This window comes from Caulobacter sp. BK020, assembly GCF_004342605.1.
Lineage (GTDB): Bacteria > Pseudomonadota > Alphaproteobacteria > Caulobacterales > Caulobacteraceae > Caulobacter.
Map to the genome: position 1 here is coordinate 19,349 of NZ_SLZL01000014.1, position 18,668 is coordinate 38,016.

Consider the following 18,668-nt stretch of genomic DNA (forward strand, 5'->3'; position numbering starts at 1 on the left):
GTCACATAGCCATGCCATGGGCTCCCCCGACTTCATTCGCAGGAGGGGCTCATGCACCGGATCATCGATACAGGCGCGGCGTCGACGCACGCGCGCCGGGCTGGACTTCGTAGACGCGCGCTGATGGCCAGCGCCCTGGCCACGGCGGCCCTGATGGCCGGCCAGGCCCGGGCGGCGGAACCCGCGGCGGACGCCGGCGACCCCACGACGGTCGACTCGCTGGTCATCGTCGCCAAGCGCAACGACGCCGCCAAGGCCCAGATGAACGCCCTGACCCCGGTGGCGATCCTGTCGGCCGAGGACCTGGAGCACACCGCGGTCCACAACGTCGCCGAGGCCCTGGGCATGATGCCCAGCGTCAATGTGATGAACACCGGCTCGTCCTTCTTCGGCGGCATCGACGGCGCCTCGCGCGGCGAGGGCATGTTCGTGTCGATCCGCGGCCTGAACGCCGAGTTCAACGTCAACATGATCAACGGCGTGACCGTGGCCCAGGGCATGCCCTACAGCCGCCAGGTCCAGCTGAGCCTGCTGCCGCCCTCGGGCCTGCACACCATCGTGCTCAACAAGACCTCGACCGCCGACATGGACGGCGACGCCATCGGCGGCACGGTCGATTTCCGCACGCCTTCGGCCTTCGACTACCACGACGACTACCATGGTTCGATCACCGCCTCCGGCCGCGTCGAGAGCCGGGCTCGCGACTATGGTGACAAGGGCCTGGGCGGCGGGCTTTCGGGCGAGTGGGCCCACCAGTTTGGGGCGAACCGGACGTTCGGCGTCTATGCCAGCGCCTTCTACGACAAGCGCAACTACGCCAACAGCGAGATGGCCGGGGTCATGGCCGCCCGCAATGACGGCGGCTGGGGCTTCCTGGTCAAGGACAAGGACGGCGCCAGCTATCCCGGCCTGGATCCGGAGCAGAACATCACCCAGACCGGCGCCAACTTCGGCGTCTCCAACGGCTACACCGCGCGCTGGGGCGGCAATTTCACGCTGGACTGGCGCCCGGACGATACGCTGGACGTCTATCTGCGCGGCTCCTACGCCAACGCCAAGACCCAGCAGAACTCGACGCTGAGCCAGTATGTCAGCGCCGCCAAGAGCTACAAGGAGGCCGTCGCCGGCTCCGGGCGCTACGCCCTCAGCGTCGACGCGATCTCCACCCGCGTCTGGTACGAGACCAACCCCGAGAAGGCCGACCTGGGCACGCTGCAGCTGGGCGGCGACAAGACCCTGGGGGCCTGGACCCTGTCGCCGCAGCTGTTCTACAGCGAGGGCGACAACGACCGCCCCAACCACATCGAGGCCTCGGCCCGCATCAACCAGAGCGACCGCTTCAACAGCGGCTCGAACCGGCCGCTGGGCGGCCTGTCGATGGGCTATACCGACGACCTGCCCCGACCGCTGCTCACCCCCGACATCTACAACGACCTGAACAACGCCGGCTCCGCCCTGCTGGCCCGCCGGGCCGGCCAGCTGACCGAGCAGTACAGCGGCCAGCAGAAGTATGGCTTCAAGTTCGACGCCAAGCGGGTCTTCGAGGGCGGCGCCCTGCAGTGGGTCAAGCTGGGCGGCAAATATGTCGACAGCCACCGCCGGGTCACCAACCGCGACTGGACCAACGACCACTTCGCCAACCTGATCGGCCAGGGCGGCCTGACCTGGGACAGCCTGGGCCTGACCACCGGCTATTACGACCACATCTATCCGGGCGAGTATGAGTGGCGGGTCCCGAAGGTCAGCCAGGACAAGCTGTTCGAGTACTTCTACAAGTACAAGACCGACGCCAGCTTCGACACCTGCGGCTCGAACGCCGTCAACAACTACAATTGCAACACCCAGAAGGGCGACGAGGCGGTGGCCTCGCTCTACGCCACGGCGGACTACCAGTTCGGCGATGTCGAGGTCATGCCGGGCCTGCGCTACGAGCACACCAAGATCGACAACACCTACTGGGTGATCCCGACCACCAGCGCCGGTCAGCAGACCGGGAACTGGGCCAAGAGCGACACCACCTATGACGAGGTCCTGCCCAGCCTGTTCCTGACCTGGCGGCCCAGCGGGGCGGCGGTCTATCGCGGCTCGGTCTGGACCTCCTACACCCGCCCAGCCTTCATCCAGCTGGCCGGGGGCGAGCGCCGCCAGGTCAGCGACGACGGCAACGTCTCGATCACCAAGGGCAATCCCGACCTCAAGCCGATCAAGGCGATCAACCTGGATCTGTCGGGCGAGTGGAGCAACGCCAAGGGCGGCTACGCCATGGTCGGCGGCTTCTACAAGCACCTGTCGGACTATCTGTACGACAACGGCTCCAGCCCGGTGAATTCCGACACCCTGACCGAGGGCAAGGTCACCACCAGCCAGCCCACCAACGGCGGCGACGGCGACGTCTACGGCGTGGAGCTGCAGCTGCGGCAGAAGTTCTCGGACCTGCCGGGCCTGCTCGGCGGCCTGGGCGCGGGGCTGAACGTCACCCGCCAGTGGACCAGCGTCGACCTGGGCGACGGCGTCGACAACCGCATCCAGAACGCGCCGGACTGGCTGGCCGACGCCCAGCTGTTCTACCAGAGGGGCGGCTTCAGCTTCGACGTGATCTACCACTATACCGGCGCCTATGTGGCCGACTACGACGTGCTGGACCAGCCGGGCGAGTGGGACAATCTGTGGGTCCGGCCGCAGCGCAACGTCGACCTGCACGTCGGCTACGCCTTCGACAACGGCGTCAAGCTGGACCTGTCGGTGGCCAACCTGCTGAAGGACGAAAGCTACTGGTCGCATATCGGCCAGCACAGCCTGGCGCTTTCCGACGTGGTGGACTCGGGCCGCACCAGCCTGCTGACCCTGAAATACGCCTACTGACCCCGACGGGTCCCGGCCGCCCGTGGCCGGGACCCGCCCCAGGGCGCGGACGTCGCGCCGACCCTCACCGACAGGCGCGCCTGATGAAGCCCTTCCTTTCGATCTTCGCCTGCGCGGCGGTGCTGGCCCTCGGCGGCGTCGCGGCGGCCCAGGACCCTGGCCCGTCCGGTCCGCTCAAGGTCGAGCGGACGGTGATGCTGTATCGCCACGGCGTCCGCGCCCCGCTGCCGGGCGAGGCGGCGGTCGACGCCTACGCCCATCCGCCCTGGCCGGTCTGGAGCACGCCGCCCAGCCTGCTGACGTCGCACGGTCGCGAGGCCGCGCGGCTGATGGGCGCCTATGATCGCCAGCGCCTGTCCAGCCTGGGCCTGACCGCGCCGAAGGGCTGTCCCACGTCCGGCGCCGTCGCCATCTGGACCAACACCGCCCAGCGCACCATCGCCAGCGGCGAGGCGTTCGCCGAGGGTTTCGCGCCGGGCTGCGGCCTGGCCGTGGGCCACCAGCCGCGCGACACCGAGGATCCGCTGTTCCACCCCCTCGAGGCCAAGGCGGTCGAATTCAAGGCCGCCGACGCCGTCGCCGCGATCACCGCCGAGACCGGCGGTCCGGCCGCCCTGGTCGCCCCCTACGCCGGCGAGATCCGCGAGATGGAGCGCGTGCTGGGCTGCGACCGCGCCCAACCGCCGTGCGACATCGCCTCGGCCCGGACGGGCCTGGAGCCCAGCGCCGACGGCGGCGGCCTTGTGCTGGACGGGCCGATCTCCGTCCTGTCGGGCACGGCCCAGGTGTTCATGCTGCAATATGCCGAAGGCCTTCCGCTCGGCCAGGTGGGCTGGGGCCGCGCGACGCCGCGGACGCTGGAAGACGTCTCGCGCCTGCACGCCCTGCTGTTCGACATCCACGCCCGGCCGCGCTACATGGCCCGGCGGATCGGCGGGCCGATGGCGCGGCGGATCTCCGGCATCCTGGCGGCCAAGGACGCGCCGGCCGTCAACATCTTCGTCGGCCACGACAACAACATCGCCGCCCTGGCCAGCCTGATCGGCGCCCACTTCAAGATGGACGGCTACGGCCAGGACGACCCGCCGATCGGCGGCGCCCTGGAGCTGCAGGTCCTCATCGACGCCCAGGGCCGCCGGTTCGTCGCCGCCTATTACGAGGCCCAGACCCCCGACCAGCTCCGGAGCCTCACGCCCTTGTCGCTGGCCAATCCGCCGGCTCGGCGCGCACTGACGCTGACGTGCCAGACGCCCGGCCAGGGGCCTTGCAGGCTGGAGGATTTCCTGGCCGGCCTGGACCGGCGGCTGGCGGCGGACTAGGGGCCATAGCACGAGGCCCGGGATGACGAACGTTTGGGGCGCGACTTCTTGAATACTGCGGCCGCCCTAAACCGCCCCTTCCTCGATCAGGAACGCCCGCAGCGCCGCCCGGTCGACGTCCTTGGCCACGAAGGCGTCGCCGATGCCGCGGACCAGGATGAAGGTCAGGGCGCCGCCCTCGGCCTTCTTGTCCTGGGCGCTGTGGGCGATCAGGGCGTCGGCGCTGAACGGCTCGGGGCGGACGTCCGACAGACGGGTCGGCAGGCCAGCGGCCTTGATCGCCGCCTCGGCGCGGACGGCGTCCTGGGCCGAGCACAGGCCCTGGCGGACCGAGAAGCGGAAGGCCTGGGCCATGCCCAGCCCCACGGCCTCGCCGTGCTTGAGCGCGTCGCCGAAGCCCATCTCGCCCTCGACGGCGTGGCCGAAGGTGTGGCCCAGGTTCAGCAGGGCCCGGCGGCCGGCTTCCTTCTCGTCCTCGGCGACGATCTCGGCCTTCATCTCCACCGAGCGGCCGACGGCGCGGACCAGGGCGGCGGTGTCGCGCTCCAGCACCGCCTTCACATGGGTCTCCAGCCACTCGAAGAAGGCGAAGTCGCCCAGCAGGCCGTACTTGATGATCTCCGCATAGCCGCAGGCCAGCTCGCGGGCGGGCAGGGTGGCCAGGATGTCGAGGTCGGCCAGCACCAGGCGCGGCTGGTGGAAGGCGCCGATCAGGTTCTTGCCGCGCGGGGTGTCGATGGCGGTCTTTCCGCCCACGGACGAATCCACCTGGGCCAGCAGGGTGGTCGGGATCTGGATGAAGTCGATGCCGCGCTTGTAGATCGCCGCCGCGAAGCCGGTCAGGTCGCCGACCACCCCGCCGCCGAACGCCACGACCATGTCGCCGCGCTCGAGGTTCAGGGCCAGCAGCCGGTCCGACAGCTCGGCCAGGCCCTCGAAGCTCTTGGTCTCCTCGCCGGGCGGGACCAGGATCACGTCGGTCGCGACCCCCGCGTGCTCCAGAGCGTTGGCCAGCCGTTCGCCGTGGTGCTCGCCGACATGGGTGTCGGTGACCACCGCCACCCGCTTGCGCTTGAGCAGGGGCGCGATGTGCTCGCCCGCCCGGTCGATCAGGCCCGTGCCGACGACCACGTCATAGGCGCGCGCGCCCAGGCCCACGGGAATGGTGGTGATCACTTGAGCTCGCTTTCGGACTTCTGCAGGTGGCCTTTGAGGGCCTGGATCACGGCGTCGACCGCCACAGCGTGCGGGGTGTCGCCGGTCTCGACGGTCAGGTGGGCCTCGCCATAGGCGGGATAGCGCAGGCGGGCGTGCTCGCGCAGCACGTCCATCGGGTCGCGGCCCTTCAGCAGCGGCCGGCCGTCCTTGCGGCTGACTCGGCGAGCCAGCAGCTCCAGGTCGGCCTTCAGCCAGACGGCGATGGCCTTGGACTTGATCAGGGCGCGGGTCTCGGCGTTGACGAAGGCCCCGCCGCCGGTGGCCAGCACGTGGGGCGGCTCGTCCAGCAGCCGGGCGATCACCCGCCGCTCGCCGTCGCGGAAGGCCGGCTCGCCCATCTCGGCGAAGATCTCGGGGATCGAGCGGCCGGCGGCGGCCTCGACCTCGTTGTCGGCGTCGCGGAACGGCAGGTCCAGGGCCGCGGCCAGGCGGCGGCCGACGCTGGACTTGCCCACCCCCATCAGCCCGACCAGGACGATGGTCTTGCGGCGCAGGGCGGCCCTCGGGTCGGGGCTGGAAAGGGCGGTGTCGTCGGTCATGCCTGGGCGCGGTTTACACGAGGGCGGGGCCTCCCGCCAAGGTTTGGACCAAAGCCGCGTCCAGGGTGTCCGAAAGGGCGAAACGTTTCGCCAACCTCGGTCCTGCGGCATAGTTGAACCATGGCTTCTTCCAAGCGACTCACCTCCTGTTCGGCGCTGGTCCTGGCGGCGCTGCTCTCCGTGGCGCCCGCCTGGGCCCAGGTGCAGGTCCAGTCCCTGGCCGCGCCGGACCTGTTCTCGCCGCCGGCCGGCCAGACGGGGCTGTCGGGCGACCTGTGGAAGGACGCCTCGCCGGGCGTCGCCAGGGAAGCCCTGCCCAAGCTGGCCGCCAAGCCGCTGTCGCCCGCCGCCGCCGCCCTGGCGCGGCGGGTGCTGTCCACCGGCGCCAACGCCCCGGCCGGGATCGGCGACAATCCCGAGCTGGGCGCCAGCCGGGCCATGGCCCTGATCGCCCTGGGCGAGGCCAAGGGGGCCGACGCCGTGCTCGACCGCGTCCCTGGCGTGGCGGCCAGCGCCCCGCTGTCGCTGGCCGCGGCCGAGGCGGCCCTGATCACCGGGGCCGACGACAAGGCCTGCAGGATCGGCGAGGCGCTGAGCGTCGAGCGCGGCGCGCCGTACTGGCTGCGGTTGCGGGCCTTCTGCCAGGCGGTCGGCGGCCAGCACGACGCCGCCCAGCTGACCTTCACCCTGGCCGCCCAGCAGACCAAGGACGCCGACTACGCCCGGCTGATGAACGCCCTGCTGTCCGGCACGCCGGCCGGGGCGGCCAACCTGAAGAACGGGATCAACTACGCCCTGTCGCGCAAGCTGGGGCTGGACGTGTCGTCGGCCGCCGCCGTCGCCACCGCCTCGCCGGCCCTGAAGGCGGCGATCAAGCCCGCCGACGCGGCCTCGCCGACCGACCTGACCGCCGCCCAGGCCTCGGCGGTCGCGGGCCTGCGCGGCGCCAAGGGCCTGGCCGCCTTCACCGAAGCCGCCAGGGCCGCCCAGCCGGCCGTCGCCGCCCTGGCGCGGGCCGACGCGCCGCTGGAGGACCCGATGCTGCTGGCCCGCGCCGCCCTGGCCGCCGGCGACCCGGCCACGGCCCAGGCGATCCGGGGCAAGCTGACCAGCGACACCCTGCCCGCCGGCGCCACCGCCGCCGACCTCGCCTTGCTGGACGCGACCCTGGCCGCCGCCGGGGGCAAGGCGGACAGCCAGGTCCTCGACGGCCTGATCGAGCGCGGCGCCCAAGGCGGCGCCAAGTCCCCCGCCCAGCCGGCCGCCCTGATCCTGGCGTCGCTCGGCGGCGCCCTGGGTCCCGACGCCCGCGCGTCGTTGGCGACCTTCGATCCCGGCAAGTCGGCCGCCCCCGCCGGACGGCTGATCGTGCTGGACGACGCGGCCGCCGCCGGCCGCCAGGGGGAGGCGGCCCTGCTGGCCCTGTCGATCGCCGCCGACGCCGGTCCGGCGGGCCCCGGCCCCGTCGACCGCGCCAGGCTGGTCCGCGCCCTGCTGAAGGCTGGCCTGGAAGCCGACGCCCGCGCCTTCGCCGTGGAGGGGCTGCTGGCGCTGCAGGTCAAATGACGATGACGCCTGGAGCGGTCATTTCACCCTTTTTCTTTTCATCGTCATCCCGGGCCTTGTGCCCGGGACCCCTCTGTCCGCCGCAGGTGCGGAAGGGGCGGTTCGCTGGCGAACCGCTTGCACTTCACGCGCAGGCTGAAACAGGGGTCCCGGGCACAAGGCCCGGGATGACGGCCCTGGAGGGGGCTGAAAGCGCATGAAGGCCGTCAGCTGGATCGACGCCTTCCTCGAGATGATGGCCGTCGAGCGGGCCGCCGCCCGCAACACCCTGACCGCCTACGAGAAGGACCTGGCCGACGCCCGGCTGTTCCTGGCCTCGCGCGGCGACCTGGACGGCGCCTCGGCCGAGGCCGTCGAGGCCTATTTCGCCGACCTGGGCGCGCGCGGCCTGTCGCCGGCCACCGCCGCCCGCCGCCGCTCGGCCCTGCGCCAGTTCTACCGCTTCGTGCTGGGCGAGGGCTGGCGGGACGATGATCCCTCGCGCCGGGTCGCGGCCCCCAAGGCCGGCCGACCCCTGCCCAAGGTGCTGTCGCGTGACGCCGTCGTGCGGCTGATCGCGGCCGCCGCCGCCAGGGACGGGGCCCAGGGCCTGCGGCTGGCCTGCATGATCGAGCTGCTCTACGCCTCGGGCCTGCGGATCTCCGAACTGCTGAACCTGCCCCTGGCCGCCGTGGCGCGCGACCCAGCCTTCCTGATGGTCAAGGGCAAGGGCGGCAAGGAGCGGCTGGCGCCGCTGAACGACGCGGCCCGCGCGGCGGTCAAGGCCTATCTGGAGGCAAGGCCGCAATTCCTGCCAAAGGGCGTCAGGGACAGCCCGTGGCTGTTCCCGTCGCGGGCCAAGAGCGGGCGGCTGACCGGCCGGCGGGTGTCGCAGCTGCTGGAGGACGCCGCCATCGCCGCCGGCCTGGACCGCGAGGCCGTCAGCCCCCACGTCCTGCGCCACGCCTTCGCCACCCACCTGCTGGAGGGCGGCGCCGACCTGCGGGTCATCCAGACCCTGCTGGGCCACGCCGACATCGCCACCACCCAGATCTACACCCACGTGGCGGGGGATCACCTGGCGCAGGTGGTCAAGTCCAAGCACCCGCTGGCGAGAAAGGGGTGAGGACGGGTGACAACGGGCGGTCCGCCCGATAGGAAGCGCCACCTTTCCGGAGCCCTCTTTTCAAGGAGAATGGCATGTCCGACGAAACCCGCGACAGCAACGGCGCGATCCTGGCCGACGGCGACAACGTCACCCTGATCAAGGACCTGAAGGTCAAGGGCTCGGGCGGCGTGACGCTGAAGCGCGGGACCCTGGTCCGGAAGATCCGCCTGACCGGCGACCCCGACGAGATCGAGGCCAATGTCGACAAGGTGCGTGGCCTGGTGCTGCGGACCGAGTTCGTCAAGAAGGCGTAGAGGCTCAGGCAAAGCTATGCGCGGCCGGGGACAGGCGCATGCGCCTGTCCCCGATCGACCTCGATGGCGACTTCAGGCGGTCCCCTCGAACGCCGCCTTCAGCTTGGGCATGTCCAGCTTCACCATCTGCATCATGGCCGCGAACATCCGGCTGACGGCGGCCTTGTCGGGGCTGGAATAGAGGTCGAGCAGCTCCTGGGGCGTGATCTGCCAGGACAGGCCGTACTTGTCTTTCAGCCAGCCGCACTGGCTTTCCCGGCCGCCGTCGGCGATCAGGGCGTCCCAGTAGCGGTCGACCTCGGCCTGGTCGGCGCAATGGACGACGAACGACACCGCCTCGGTGAAGGGGAACAGGGGGCCGCCGTTCAGGGCGGTGTAGGGCTGGCCGTCCAGCTCGAACCCGACGGTCATCACCCGCCCGGGCGGCCCGGCGGGCGGCTGGGCGTCACTGGGATAGTAGGCGACGCTGGTGATCCTCGAATTGGGAAACAGCGAAACGTAGTAGTTGGCGGCTTCCTCGGCCTGGGTGTCGAACCACAGGAAGGGGGTGATCTTGGACATGGGGCGTCCTCCGTTGGCGCGGGTGTCGAGCGAAGGACGATCAGGATGCGCCAGGTCCGACATCGGTGCACGATTTTGATGGACCCACCGGCGGGTCCCCAACGCCGCCGTTGCCGCTCCCGCCGCCGCGGACTAGTTACGCTGTCATGTCCGCCTCCGAGATCGAACCCTTCCACGCCATCGCCATCAGCCGCCTGGCCCACCAGATGAAGGCCGAGGGGAAGTCGATCATCCACATGGAGTTCGGCCAGCCCTCGACCGGCGCGCCCAAGGCGGCGATCGCCACGGCGCATCACGTGCTGGACACCGACGGCATGGGCTATTGGGAGAGCCCCCTGCTGAAGGCGGCGATCGCCCGGCGCTACGCCGAGCTGGACGGGGTCGAGGTCGATCCCGAGCGGATCATCCTGACCTGCGGCGCCTCGCCGGCCCTGGTGCTGGCCCTGGCCTCGAACTTCCAGCCGGGCGACCGGGTGGCTCTGGCGAGGCCGGGCTACGTGGCCTATCGCAACACGCTGAAAGCCCTGAACCTGGTCCCGATCGAGATCGGCTGCGGGGCCGAAAGCCGCTTCCAGCTGACCGCCGCCCACCTGGCCGCCCTGGACCCCGCGCCGGCTGGAGCGATCATCGCCAGCCCGGCCAATCCGACCGGCACGATCATTCCCGCCGCCGAGCTGGAGGCCATAGCCGGCGTCTGCCGCGACCGCGGGATCCGCATCGTCTCCGACGAGATCTATCACGGCCTCAGCTATGGCCAGCCGGCCCGCTCGATGCTGGCCTTCGCGCCCGACGCCCTGGTCGTCAACAGCTTCTCCAAATACTTCAGCATGGCCGCCTGGCGGCTGGGCTGGGTGGTCGTTCCGGCCGACCAGGTTCCGCGGGCGCGGGCCTTCATGGGCAACCTGTTCCTGACCCCGCCGTCGCTGAGCCAGCACGCCGGCCTGGTCGCCATGGACTGCCTGGACGAGCTGGAAGGCCATGTCGCCGTCTACCGCGCCAACCGCGCCCTGCTGCTGGACGCCCTGCCGGCCCTGGGCCTGGCCTCGATCGCCCCGCCGGACGGAGCCTTCTACATCTATGCCGACATCGGCCACCTGACCGACGACAGCCTGGCCTTCTGCGAGGCCCTGCTGCGCGACACCGGCGTGGCCACCGCCCCCGGCGTCGACTTCGACCCGGTCGACGGCCGCCGGTTCATCCGCTTCAGCTTCGCGGTCTCGACGGCGGAGGTGGAAGAAGCCCTGCGGCGGATCACCCCGTGGTTCGCGGCGCGAATGGCGGCCTAGTGGTCCTCGTCCTTCGACAGGCTCAGGATGAGGACCATGGATAGGCCTAATCAGTAGAAAACCTCATCCTGAGCTTGTCGAAGGACGAGGTTTTCAGGCCCCAGAGCTGGCGCAATCCGCCCTAACGCCGCGCCGCCAGCAGCGCCTTGCCGATCGGCCTCGGCGGCTGGCTCTGCAACACCACCGAGGTGGTCACCGGGCCGAAGCGGCCGATGGCGTCGACGATCGTCGCCAGGTCGCCGGCCGAGGGAACCAGCGCCTTGAGCACGAAGCAGTCGTCGCCCGTCACCCGATGGATCTCGACCAGGTAGGGCAGTCTTTCGAATGTCTCCAGGCAGGCGCGCATGTGTTCGTGGGTGGTCTTCAGGCGGATGACGGCGCCGAGCGACAGGCCCAGGGCCCGCGGGTCGATCCGGGCGCCGTAACCGGTGATGATTCCGCGTTCTTCCAGACGCTTGACCCGCTCCGACATCGCCGGCTGCGACAGGCCGACCTGACGGCCCAGCTCCGACAGCGAGATCCGGCCATCGACCTGCAGCGCTTCGAGGATGGCGACGTCCTTGGCGTCGAGACCGTCGGGGAGGGGCATGTACGGTTCTCGCCTTGAATTCATCGGAATTATCGCACTTTGACCGATGAATGGCCATGCCCTCGCGCTCGCGGGTCGGCTATTCCGCCTCGTCGACAAGGGAGTGCGCGATGCGACTGATCGGAATGCTGGATTCACCCTATGTGCGGCGCGTGGCGGTGACCCTGCGGCTGCTGGACCTGCCGTTCGCGCACGAGCCGGTGTCGGTGTTTCGCCACTACGACGCCTTCGCGGCGATCAATCCGGTGGTCAAGGCGCCGACCCTGGTGACTGACGACGGCGTGGTGCTGATGGACTCCAGCGTGATCATCGAGCACCTGGAGCGGCTGGCCGGGCGGCGCCTGGGCCCCGGACCCTTGGCCGACCACGCCCGCGCCCAGCGGATCGTCGGCCTGGCCCTGGCCGCGTGCGAGAAGACCGTGTCGCTGGTCTACGAGTTCAACCTGCGCCCCCAGGAGAAGCATCACGCCCCCTGGATCGACCGGGTGCGGACCCAGCTCGGCGCGGCCTGGAGCCTGTTGGAGGCGGAACTGGCCTCGCCGCCGGCCTGGCTGGAGGGCTCGCAGGCGTGGCTGACCAGCGCGGTGGCCTGGACCTTCGCGGTCCGCACCTTGCCGGAGTCGGTGGAGGCGGGCGCCTATCCCAGCCTGGCGGCCCTGACCGCGCGGGCGGAAGCCACGCCGGCCTTCCAGGCCGCGCCGTTCGATTAGGCCCGCATCCAGTCGATGAACGCCCGCAGGGCCGGCGAGAGCTGGCGGCGGCTGGGATAATAGAGGAAGAAGCCGGGGAACGGCTCGCACCAGTCGTCCAGCAGCGAGACCAGGCGACCGGCCTCGATGTCGGGCGCCACTAGGTCGCGCAGCAGGAAGGCCAGGCCCGCGCCGTCCAGACAGGCGCGACGGATGACTTCGTTCTCGTCGCTGACCAGCACGCCGGGCGGATTGACCACCACCTCGCGGCCCTGACGCTCGAACTCCCACGGCCAGGGCTGGCCGTTGCCCCGCCGGAACAGCAGGCAGCGGTGGTTCAGCACGTCCTCGGGCCTTGTCGGCGCGCCGTGGGCCGCGACATAGGACGGCGCGCAGACCAGGGCCTGGCTCAGCTCGCGGCCGAGCGGGGCGGCGATCATGTCGGCCTGCAGGCTCTCGCCCAGTCGCACCCCGCAGTCGAAGCCGCCGGCCACGATGTCGGAGAGGCCGTCATCGCAGACGAGCTCGACCCGCACGTCCGGATAGGCGTTCAGGAAGCCGCCGATCCGCGGACCGACCAGCCAGCGGGCCGCCGAGCGGGCGATGTTGATCCGCACCCGCCCCGAGGGCCGGTCGCGGAAGGCCGCCACTTCCGACAGGGCCGCGTCGATGTCGGCCAGGGCGGGGGCCAGCCGGGTCAGCAGCCGCTCGCCGGCCTCGGTGGGCGCGACGCTGCGGGTCGTGCGGTGCAGCAGCCGCACGTCCAGCCGGGCCTCCAGGTTGCGCATCGTGTGGCTCAGGGCCGAGGCCGAAACGCCCAGCACCTGGGCGGCGGCGCGGAAGCTGCGATGCTGGGCCACCAGGGCGAAGACGGCGAGGTCGGGCAGGGGGCGGGCTTCCATTGCTGAGTATTTCTCAGCAGTCCGTTGAGACTTCAAGCGCTTATCGTCGCGTGGTCCGGCGCCCATCTTCCCATCGTCGGAGGCCAGGCCTTCCGGCGGCATCCGAACATCAGGAGTTCACCATGAAGACGCGCAAACTCGGCGACGGGCTGGAAGTCTCGGCCATCGGCCTGGGCTGCATGGGCATGGGCCAGGTCTATGGCACGGCGCTGGACAAGGCCGACGCCTTCAAGGTGCTGGCCCGGGCGGTTGAGCTGGGCGTGACCTTCTTCGACACCGCCGAGGTCTACGGCCCCTACACCAACGAGGTGCTGGTCGGCGAAGGCCTCAAGCCGTTCCGCGACAAGCTGGTGATCGCCACCAAGTTCGGCTTCGACATCGCGCCGGAGAGCGCGGGCGAGGGCTATGCGCGGATGCGTGGAACCGACAGCCGCCCCGACCACATCCGCGCCGTGGCCGAAGCCTCGCTGAAGCGGCTGGGCGTCGAGGTGATCGACCTGTTCTACCAGCACCGCGTCGATCCCAAGGTGCCGATCGAGGACGTGGCCGGGACGGTCAGGGACCTGATCGCCGAGGGCAAGGTCAAGCACTTCGGTCTGTCGGAAGCCGGTCCCGAGACCATCCGCAGGGCGCATGCGGTGCAGCCGGTCGCCGCCCTGCAGAGCGAGTATTCGCTGTGGTTCCGCGACCTGGAGCAGACCACCCTGCCGGTGATCCGTGAACTCGGAATCGGCCTGGTGCCGTACAGCCCGCTGGGCCGGGGCTTCCTGACCGGGGCGATCAAGGCCGACGCGCCCTTGGCCAAGGACGACTTCCGCCGGGGCCTGCCGCGCTTCCAGGGCGAGGCCCTGGCCAAGAACCTGTCGCTGGTCGAGGCCCTGACGCAGATCGCCGCCGACAAGGGCGTCACCCCGGCCCAGCTGGCCCTGGCCTGGATCCTGGCCCAGGGCGAGCATATCGCCCCGATCCCCGGCACCACCAAGATCAGCCGCCTGGAGGAGAACCTCGGGGCCGTGGACGTGGTCCTGTCGGCCGACGACCTGGCCCGGATCGCCGCGGCCGTCCCCGAGACCGCGGTCGAGGGCGCGCGCTACAGCGAGGCCGGCCTGGCGATGGTCGGGCGCTGATCGCGCGCTCCCGTTTTTGGGGACAGGCCCATGGGCCTGTCCCCAGCCTCGGCTGCGGACCTTCCTCCTGGAACAGGGGTCTTGCTGGTTGCGCCCCGGCGCCCCCACACTGACCGTCATGGTCGACAATCCGCTGCAGCGCCTCGACGCCCTCGAACTGGTCAAGATGGGCAAGAGCACCATCACCCTCGGGGGACTGGGCGCGGCGATCGTGATCGTGGCCGCGGCCATGCTGGCGGCCCGCCTTGCCGCCGCCGGCCTGCGCCGCCTGCGGGCCCGGGCGGTCGACAACGCCTCGTCGCTGTACGTCGTCGAAAAGCTGGCGACCTACGGCCTGGTGGCGATCGGCCTGCTGGCCGCCCTGTCGACCATGGGCATCGACCTTACCTCGCTGGCCGTATTCGCCGGCGCCCTGGGCGTCGGCGTGGGCCTGGGCCTGCAGGGGGTGATCAAGGACTTCGCCTCCGGCATCTCGCTGGTCTTCGAGCGGCTGGTGGCGGTGGGCGACTTCGTCGAGCTGTCGAACGGCGCCCGCGGCGTGGTCCACGAGATCGGGCCGCGCGCCACCCGCATCCGCACCAACGACAGCACCGACATCATCGTGCCCAACTCGGTGCTGGTGAACGACCAGGTGATCAACTGGACCCTGCACCACTCCAACCGTCGCATCCGCGTGCCGTTCGTCACCGCCTTCGGCGCCGACAAGGAGGCGGTGCGGGCCGCGGTGCTGAAGGCCGCCCACTCGGTGCCGTTCACCTCGCCGGACGACGCCGTGCGCAAGACCCAGGTCTGGCTGGTCGGCTACGGGGATTCGGCGCTGAAGTTCGAGCTGGTGGTCTGGCCGACCATCGACTCGGTGCGCCGGCCGGCGGCGATCTTCGCGGCCTATACCTGGGCCATCGACGACGCCCTGCGCGCGGCCGGGATCGAGATCCCCTATCCGCAGCGCGACCTGCGCCTGCGCGGCGTGCTGGGCGAGGAGGGCGACGACGCCCGGGCCGCCCTGCGCCTGGAGCCCCGCGCCAGCCGCCGCGCCAGGGCCAAGGCCGCCGCCCCCGCATCCAGCAACGACGCGGCCGAGGACCTGACGCGCGAGGATCCCGAGGAGCCGCCCCAGCCGATCCAGGGGCCGCCGAAGCCTGAACGTTGATCACTTGACGCCGCTACCGCGTCGCCGCAATCTTCTCGCAACTGCGAAATAAGAAACGACGCCGGGAGCCCGCCAATGAAGACCCCCCGAGGCTTTTTCAGACCCCTGGCGATCGGCGCGCCGACGCCATGGCGCGAGCCGCCGGCCCGGGTGGAGCGGATGATCCACTTCGTGCCGCCGCACCTGGACAAGGTGCGGGCCAAGATCCCGGAGATCGCCCCGACCGTCGACGTGATCCTGGCCAACCTGGAGGACGCCATCCCGGCCGACGCCAAGGGCGCGGCCCTGGCCGGGACGGTGGCGATGTCGCGCGAGATCGACTTCAGGGCCCTGGGCGTGGGCCTGTGGGTGCGGATCAACGGCATCAACTCGCCCTGGCACCTGGACGAGGTGGCGACCCTGGTCGAGAAGGCCGGCGACAGGATCGACGTGATCATGGTCCCCAAGGTCGAGGGACCGTGGGACATCTTCTACATGGACCAGCTGCTGGCCTCGCTGGAGGCCAAGCATGGCGTCACCCGCCCGATCCTGCTGCACGCCATCCTTGAGACCGCGGAGGGCGTGATGAACGTCGAGCATATCGCCGGCGCCAGCCCGCGCATGCAGGGGATCAGCCTGGGCCCGGCCGACCTGGCCGCCAGTCGCGCCATGAAGACCACCCGGGTGGGCGGCGGCCATCCCGGCTATCGGGTGATCGAGGATCCGCAGGCGGACGGCGGCCCGCGCGGCTCGGTGCAGCAGGACCTGTGGCACTATACCTTCGCCAAGATGGTCGACGCCTGCGCCGCCCACGGCATCAAGCCGTTCTACGGTCCGTTCGGGGCCATCGACGACCCGGTGGCCTGCGAGCAGCAGTTCCGCAACGCCTTCCTGATGGGCTGCGCCGGGGCCTGGAGCCTGCACCCCAGCCAGATCGAGATCGCCAAGCGCGTGTTCTCGCCGGCCCCCGAAGAGGTGGCCTTCGCCCGGCGCATCCTGGAGGCCATGCCCGACGGATCGGGCGTGGCCATGCTGGACGGCAAGATGCAGGACGACGCCACCTGGAAACAGGCCAAGGTCATGGTCGACTGCGCCCGGCTGATCGCGGCGAAGGACGCAGAGTATGCGGGGCTGTATGGGTTCTGAGTATCCGGCGGCTCGCCACTTGCCCCCACCTGGCGACTGCGTCGCCTGTCCGCCCCCATAGGGGGCGGAGCTCAAATCAGCGCCGCGCAGCTCCGCCCCCTATGGGGGCGGACAGACCGCGAAGCGGTCAGGTGGGGGCAAGCGTTCGTCGCGCCTACCCCACCGTCGTCTCCACCCGCGACCCCGCCACCAGCATCTTGTGCACCGGACAGGCCTCGGCGATCTCCATCAGCCGGGCGCGCTGGGCCTCGTCCAGGTCGCCGGAGAGGGTGATCGTCCGCTCGAACAGGTCGGCCGGCGCGGCGGCCGGCTCGCGCCGCCAGGTCACTTCCACATGCACCGCGCCCAGCGGCCACCCCTTGCGCCGGGCGTAGACCCGCAGGGTCTGGGTGGTGCAGGCCGCCAGGCCGGCGGCGACCAGGTCGTGGGGATTGGGACCGATGTCCAGCCCGCCGTCCACGGGCCCCAGGTCGGCCGCGAAGCGGCTGGGGCCGGCGGTGACCAGGATCTGGACCCCGCCGTGGCCGCTGTCGTCGGCGATGGCGGAAGGGCGGGCGGGGGCGACGATCATCAGGCGGACTCCGGCAAGCGAGTCGCGACTATAGCGGGCGTCAAACGCGACGCTTGCACCTTCATAAGGTCAGGCGGCGACCGGCTGGGCCGAGGTCACGGCGAACAGCTGGGTGGCGCCGCGCCACACCTCGACGGTGTCGCAGCCGCGATGGACGCCGACCAGCTCTTCGGCGCGGCGGCGCGCGGCCTGGTCGTCGGGGCAGGACGTGACGTCGAAACGCGGCACCGAACCATCCGGCTCGACACAGAAGAAGGTGAACACCTGCATGGGAACATCCGTTCGCATCAGGCGGGACCGGGTCCATATTCGATGGGCGGGGCCGCGGGCGTCGGCTTTGGTTCTAAGCCGACCAGAAAGCATATAGGCGACAACCTGGCGATTAACCAGTAACCATCGGTTTTCAGACGAGACTCTCCTGGGGACGAATCCCTGGGACGTAAAAGGGGTTCCCACACGGCCAAGGTGTCGCTGCGACGACGAGTCGCAGGGGCGGCCCACGCGTAGGGCCCTTCTGGGCCGATTTCGCGGCCGGGGGCGCCAAAACCGGTTTCGTTTTCGGCTATCGCGCTCTAGGTTCGCCACCTTTCCGCAACGGCGACGTTAAGAGACTCATGGCCGCGCACTATCTCGACTTCGAGCGACCCATCGCCGATCTGGAAAGCAAGATCGAAGAGCTGTCCCGGCTTTCCGAGACGGCCGGACCCGGCGCGTTCGAAAGCGAGATCCAGGCCCTGCGCGACCGCGCCCAGCAGCTGCGCAAGGAAGCCTACGCCGGCCTCGACGCCTGGCAGAAGACCATGGTCGCCCGCCATCCCGAGCGTCCGCACCTGAAGGACTACGTGGCCGGCCTGATCGACGAGTTCGTCGAGCTGCGGGGCGACCGCAAGTTCGCCGACGACCAGGCGATCGTCGGCGGCCTGGGCCGGTTCCGCGGCGTCCCGGTGGTGGTCATGGGCCATGAGAAGGGCCACGACACCACCACCCGCCTGAAGCACAATTTCGGCATGGCCCGCCCCGAGGGCTACCGAAAGGCCGTGCGGCTGATGGACATGGCCGAGCGCTTCAACCTGCCGGTCATCACCTTTGTCGACACCGCCGGCGCCTATCCGGGCCTGGGGGCCGAGGAGCGCGGCCAGGCCGAGGCCATCGCCCGCTCGACCGAGCGTGGCCTGGTGCTGGAGACGCCGATGGTGGCCACCATCGTCGGCGAGGGCGGCAGCGGCGGGGCCATCGCCCTGGCCGGGGCCAACAAGGTGCTGATCCTCGAGCACTCGATCTATTCGGTGATCTCGCCGGAAGGCGCGGCCTCGATCCTGTGGCGCGACGGCGCCCGGGCCAAGGACGCGGCCACCAACATGAAGATCACCGCCCAGGACCTGATCCAGCTGAAGATCGTCGACCGCATCGTCGACGAGCCGGCCGGCGGGGCCCATTCCGATCCGGCCGGAGCCATTCAGGCGGTCGGCGACGCGGTCGAGGACGAGCTGAGGAAGCTGATGCGGCTGTCGCCCGCCGAGCTGAAGACGCAGCGGGCCGAACGCTTCTACGCGATCGGGCGCGAGGGGCTGCAGTAGCTCGCCAAAACTCCGCTCATCCCGGCGGAAGCCGGGACCCAAGCCGACTTGGCTGCTTGGTCACGGCGGCGCGTTCTGCCGTGGCCTCTCTGATATTCAGCTTGGGTCCCGACTTTTGTCGGGATGAGCGGAATATTTTGAAGTTCGTGTCACGCCGGCTCCCGCCGCCTCGTCCTGTCCTCGAAG

Annotated in this window: 18 protein-coding genes; 11 read left to right on the forward strand and 7 right to left on the reverse strand. The window is 70.5% G+C overall.

Annotation, left to right across the window (positions count from 1 at the left end; translation table 11 throughout):
- Positions 1–123 precede the first annotated feature (123 nt).
- Positions 124–2,862 carry a TonB-dependent receptor gene (locus tag EV278_RS16795; protein WP_132093960.1) on the forward strand — a complete coding sequence of 913 codons (2,739 nt, stop codon included), beginning with the start codon at positions 124–126 and terminating at the stop codon, positions 2,860–2,862.
- Between the two features lie 83 nt (positions 2,863–2,945).
- Entirely contained in the window at positions 2,946–4,181 is a 1,236-nt protein-coding gene (locus tag EV278_RS16800) for a histidine-type phosphatase (RefSeq protein WP_132093963.1), read from the forward strand.
- Positions 4,182–4,247: 66 nt separating this feature from the next.
- On the opposite strand, the gene aroB is transcribed toward EV278_RS16800, so the two are convergent.
- Together aroB and EV278_RS16810 are read right to left on the reverse strand one after the other, a co-directional pair.
- Entirely contained in the window at positions 4,248–5,357 is a 1,110-nt protein-coding gene (gene aroB, locus EV278_RS16805; RefSeq protein WP_132093966.1) for a 3-dehydroquinate synthase, read from the reverse strand.
- The gene (locus EV278_RS16810; RefSeq protein WP_132093969.1) at positions 5,354–5,938 is read right to left on the reverse strand and encodes a shikimate kinase; all 585 of its coding nucleotides are present in this window, start codon (positions 5,936–5,938) and stop codon (positions 5,354–5,356) included. The genes aroB and EV278_RS16810 overlap by 4 nt, the downstream gene beginning before the upstream one ends.
- A 120-nt stretch (positions 5,939–6,058) precedes the next feature.
- Between EV278_RS16810 and EV278_RS16815 the strand changes: the two genes are divergently transcribed.
- The 3 genes from EV278_RS16815 to EV278_RS16825 all read left to right on the forward strand — a co-directional run bounded on the left by EV278_RS16815 (position 6,059) and on the right by EV278_RS16825 (position 8,905).
- Positions 6,059–7,504 carry a hypothetical protein gene (locus EV278_RS16815; RefSeq protein WP_132093972.1) on the forward strand — a complete coding sequence of 482 codons (1,446 nt, stop codon included), beginning with the start codon at positions 6,059–6,061 and terminating at the stop codon, positions 7,502–7,504.
- A gap of 196 nt (positions 7,505–7,700) precedes the next feature.
- Positions 7,701–8,609 carry a tyrosine recombinase gene (locus tag EV278_RS16820; protein ID WP_132093975.1) on the forward strand — a complete coding sequence of 303 codons (909 nt, stop codon included), beginning with the start codon at positions 7,701–7,703 and terminating at the stop codon, positions 8,607–8,609.
- 74 nt (positions 8,610–8,683) lie between these two features.
- The gene (locus EV278_RS16825) at positions 8,684–8,905 is read left to right on the forward strand and encodes an alkylphosphonate utilization protein (protein WP_132093978.1); all 222 of its coding nucleotides are present in this window, start codon (positions 8,684–8,686) and stop codon (positions 8,903–8,905) included.
- Between the two features lie 72 nt (positions 8,906–8,977).
- Here the strand turns inward: EV278_RS16825 and EV278_RS16830 are convergent, their stop codons facing one another.
- Positions 8,978–9,466, reverse strand: coding sequence for a VOC family protein (locus EV278_RS16830; RefSeq protein ID WP_132093982.1), 489 nt, complete (start codon positions 9,464–9,466; stop codon positions 8,978–8,980).
- A 146-nt stretch (positions 9,467–9,612) separates the two neighbouring features.
- Between EV278_RS16830 and EV278_RS16835 the strand changes: the two genes are divergently transcribed.
- The gene (locus tag EV278_RS16835; RefSeq protein WP_132093985.1) at positions 9,613–10,752 is read left to right on the forward strand and encodes an aminotransferase class I/II-fold pyridoxal phosphate-dependent enzyme; all 1,140 of its coding nucleotides are present in this window, start codon (positions 9,613–9,615) and stop codon (positions 10,750–10,752) included.
- A gap of 121 nt (positions 10,753–10,873) precedes the next feature.
- Here EV278_RS16835 and EV278_RS16840 read toward each other — a convergent pair whose 3' ends face one another.
- Entirely contained in the window at positions 10,874–11,341 is a 468-nt protein-coding gene (locus tag EV278_RS16840; RefSeq protein WP_132093988.1) for an Lrp/AsnC family transcriptional regulator, read from the reverse strand.
- A gap of 110 nt (positions 11,342–11,451) precedes the next feature.
- Between EV278_RS16840 and EV278_RS16845 the strand changes: the two genes are divergently transcribed.
- On the forward strand, positions 11,452–12,051 hold the full coding sequence (locus EV278_RS16845) for a glutathione S-transferase family protein (protein ID WP_132093991.1): 600 nt from the start codon (positions 11,452–11,454) through the stop codon (positions 12,049–12,051).
- Here the strand turns inward: EV278_RS16845 and EV278_RS16850 are convergent.
- Positions 12,048–12,932 (reverse strand): LysR family transcriptional regulator, encoded by an 885-nt coding sequence (locus EV278_RS16850; RefSeq protein WP_132093994.1) that lies wholly within the window; start codon positions 12,930–12,932, stop codon positions 12,048–12,050. The genes EV278_RS16845 and EV278_RS16850 overlap by 4 nt on opposite strands.
- A gap of 122 nt (positions 12,933–13,054) precedes the next feature.
- On the opposite strand from EV278_RS16850, the gene EV278_RS16855 reads away from it, so the two are divergent.
- From EV278_RS16855 to EV278_RS16865, 3 genes are all read left to right on the forward strand, one after another.
- The gene (locus EV278_RS16855) at positions 13,055–14,059 is read left to right on the forward strand and encodes an aldo/keto reductase (RefSeq protein WP_132093997.1); all 1,005 of its coding nucleotides are present in this window, start codon (positions 13,055–13,057) and stop codon (positions 14,057–14,059) included.
- Between the two features lie 118 nt (positions 14,060–14,177).
- Positions 14,178–15,209: a mechanosensitive ion channel domain-containing protein gene (locus tag EV278_RS16860; protein ID WP_132094244.1), complete on the forward strand. Its 1,032-nt coding sequence runs from the start codon at positions 14,178–14,180 to the stop codon at positions 15,207–15,209.
- 75 nt (positions 15,210–15,284) lie between these two features.
- Entirely contained in the window at positions 15,285–16,334 is a 1,050-nt protein-coding gene (locus EV278_RS16865; RefSeq protein ID WP_132094000.1) for a CoA ester lyase, read from the forward strand.
- A gap of 154 nt (positions 16,335–16,488) precedes the next feature.
- On the opposite strand, the gene EV278_RS16870 is transcribed toward EV278_RS16865, so the two are convergent.
- Together EV278_RS16870 and EV278_RS16875 are read right to left on the reverse strand one after the other, a co-directional pair.
- Positions 16,489–16,905 (reverse strand): OsmC family protein, encoded by a 417-nt coding sequence (locus tag EV278_RS16870; protein ID WP_132094003.1) that lies wholly within the window; start codon positions 16,903–16,905, stop codon positions 16,489–16,491.
- Positions 16,906–16,974: 69 nt separating this feature from the next.
- Entirely contained in the window at positions 16,975–17,175 is a 201-nt protein-coding gene (locus EV278_RS16875; protein WP_132094006.1) for a hypothetical protein, read from the reverse strand.
- A gap of 344 nt (positions 17,176–17,519) precedes the next feature.
- On the opposite strand from EV278_RS16875, the gene EV278_RS16880 reads away from it, so the two are divergent.
- Complete coding sequence (locus EV278_RS16880) at positions 17,520–18,482, forward strand: acetyl-CoA carboxylase carboxyltransferase subunit alpha (RefSeq protein ID WP_132094009.1); 963 nt, start codon at positions 17,520–17,522, stop codon at positions 18,480–18,482.
- Positions 18,483–18,668 lie beyond the last annotated feature (186 nt).

Coding starts and splice junctions, on each gene's coding strand:
- EV278_RS16820 (WP_132093975.1), top strand. CDS start 7,701: ATGAAGGCCGTCAGCTGGATCGACGCCTTCCTCGAGATGATGGCCGTC.
- EV278_RS16830 (WP_132093982.1), bottom strand. CDS start 9,466: ATGTCCAAGATCACCCCCTTCCTGTGGTTCGACACCCAGGCCGAGGAA.
- EV278_RS16875 (WP_132094006.1), bottom strand. CDS start 17,175: ATGCAGGTGTTCACCTTCTTCTGTGTCGAGCCGGATGGTTCGGTGCCG.
- EV278_RS16865 (WP_132094000.1), top strand. CDS start 15,285: ATGAAGACCCCCCGAGGCTTTTTCAGACCCCTGGCGATCGGCGCGCCG.
- EV278_RS16835 (WP_132093985.1), top strand. CDS start 9,613: ATGTCCGCCTCCGAGATCGAACCCTTCCACGCCATCGCCATCAGCCGC.
- EV278_RS16815 (WP_132093972.1), top strand. CDS start 6,059: ATGGCTTCTTCCAAGCGACTCACCTCCTGTTCGGCGCTGGTCCTGGCG.
- EV278_RS16845 (WP_132093991.1), top strand. CDS start 11,452: ATGCGACTGATCGGAATGCTGGATTCACCCTATGTGCGGCGCGTGGCG.
- EV278_RS16795 (WP_132093960.1), top strand. CDS start 124: ATGGCCAGCGCCCTGGCCACGGCGGCCCTGATGGCCGGCCAGGCCCGG.
- EV278_RS16850 (WP_132093994.1), bottom strand. CDS start 12,932: ATGGAAGCCCGCCCCCTGCCCGACCTCGCCGTCTTCGCCCTGGTGGCC.
- EV278_RS16880 (WP_132094009.1), top strand. CDS start 17,520: ATGGCCGCGCACTATCTCGACTTCGAGCGACCCATCGCCGATCTGGAA.
- EV278_RS16800 (WP_132093963.1), top strand. CDS start 2,946: ATGAAGCCCTTCCTTTCGATCTTCGCCTGCGCGGCGGTGCTGGCCCTC.
- EV278_RS16840 (WP_132093988.1), bottom strand. CDS start 11,341: ATGCCCCTCCCCGACGGTCTCGACGCCAAGGACGTCGCCATCCTCGAA.
- EV278_RS16860 (WP_132094244.1), top strand. CDS start 14,178: ATGGTCGACAATCCGCTGCAGCGCCTCGACGCCCTCGAACTGGTCAAG.
- EV278_RS16810 (WP_132093969.1), bottom strand. CDS start 5,938: ATGACCGACGACACCGCCCTTTCCAGCCCCGACCCGAGGGCCGCCCTG.
- EV278_RS16855 (WP_132093997.1), top strand. CDS start 13,055: ATGAAGACGCGCAAACTCGGCGACGGGCTGGAAGTCTCGGCCATCGGC.
- EV278_RS16825 (WP_132093978.1), top strand. CDS start 8,684: ATGTCCGACGAAACCCGCGACAGCAACGGCGCGATCCTGGCCGACGGC.
- EV278_RS16870 (WP_132094003.1), bottom strand. CDS start 16,905: ATGATCGTCGCCCCCGCCCGCCCTTCCGCCATCGCCGACGACAGCGGC.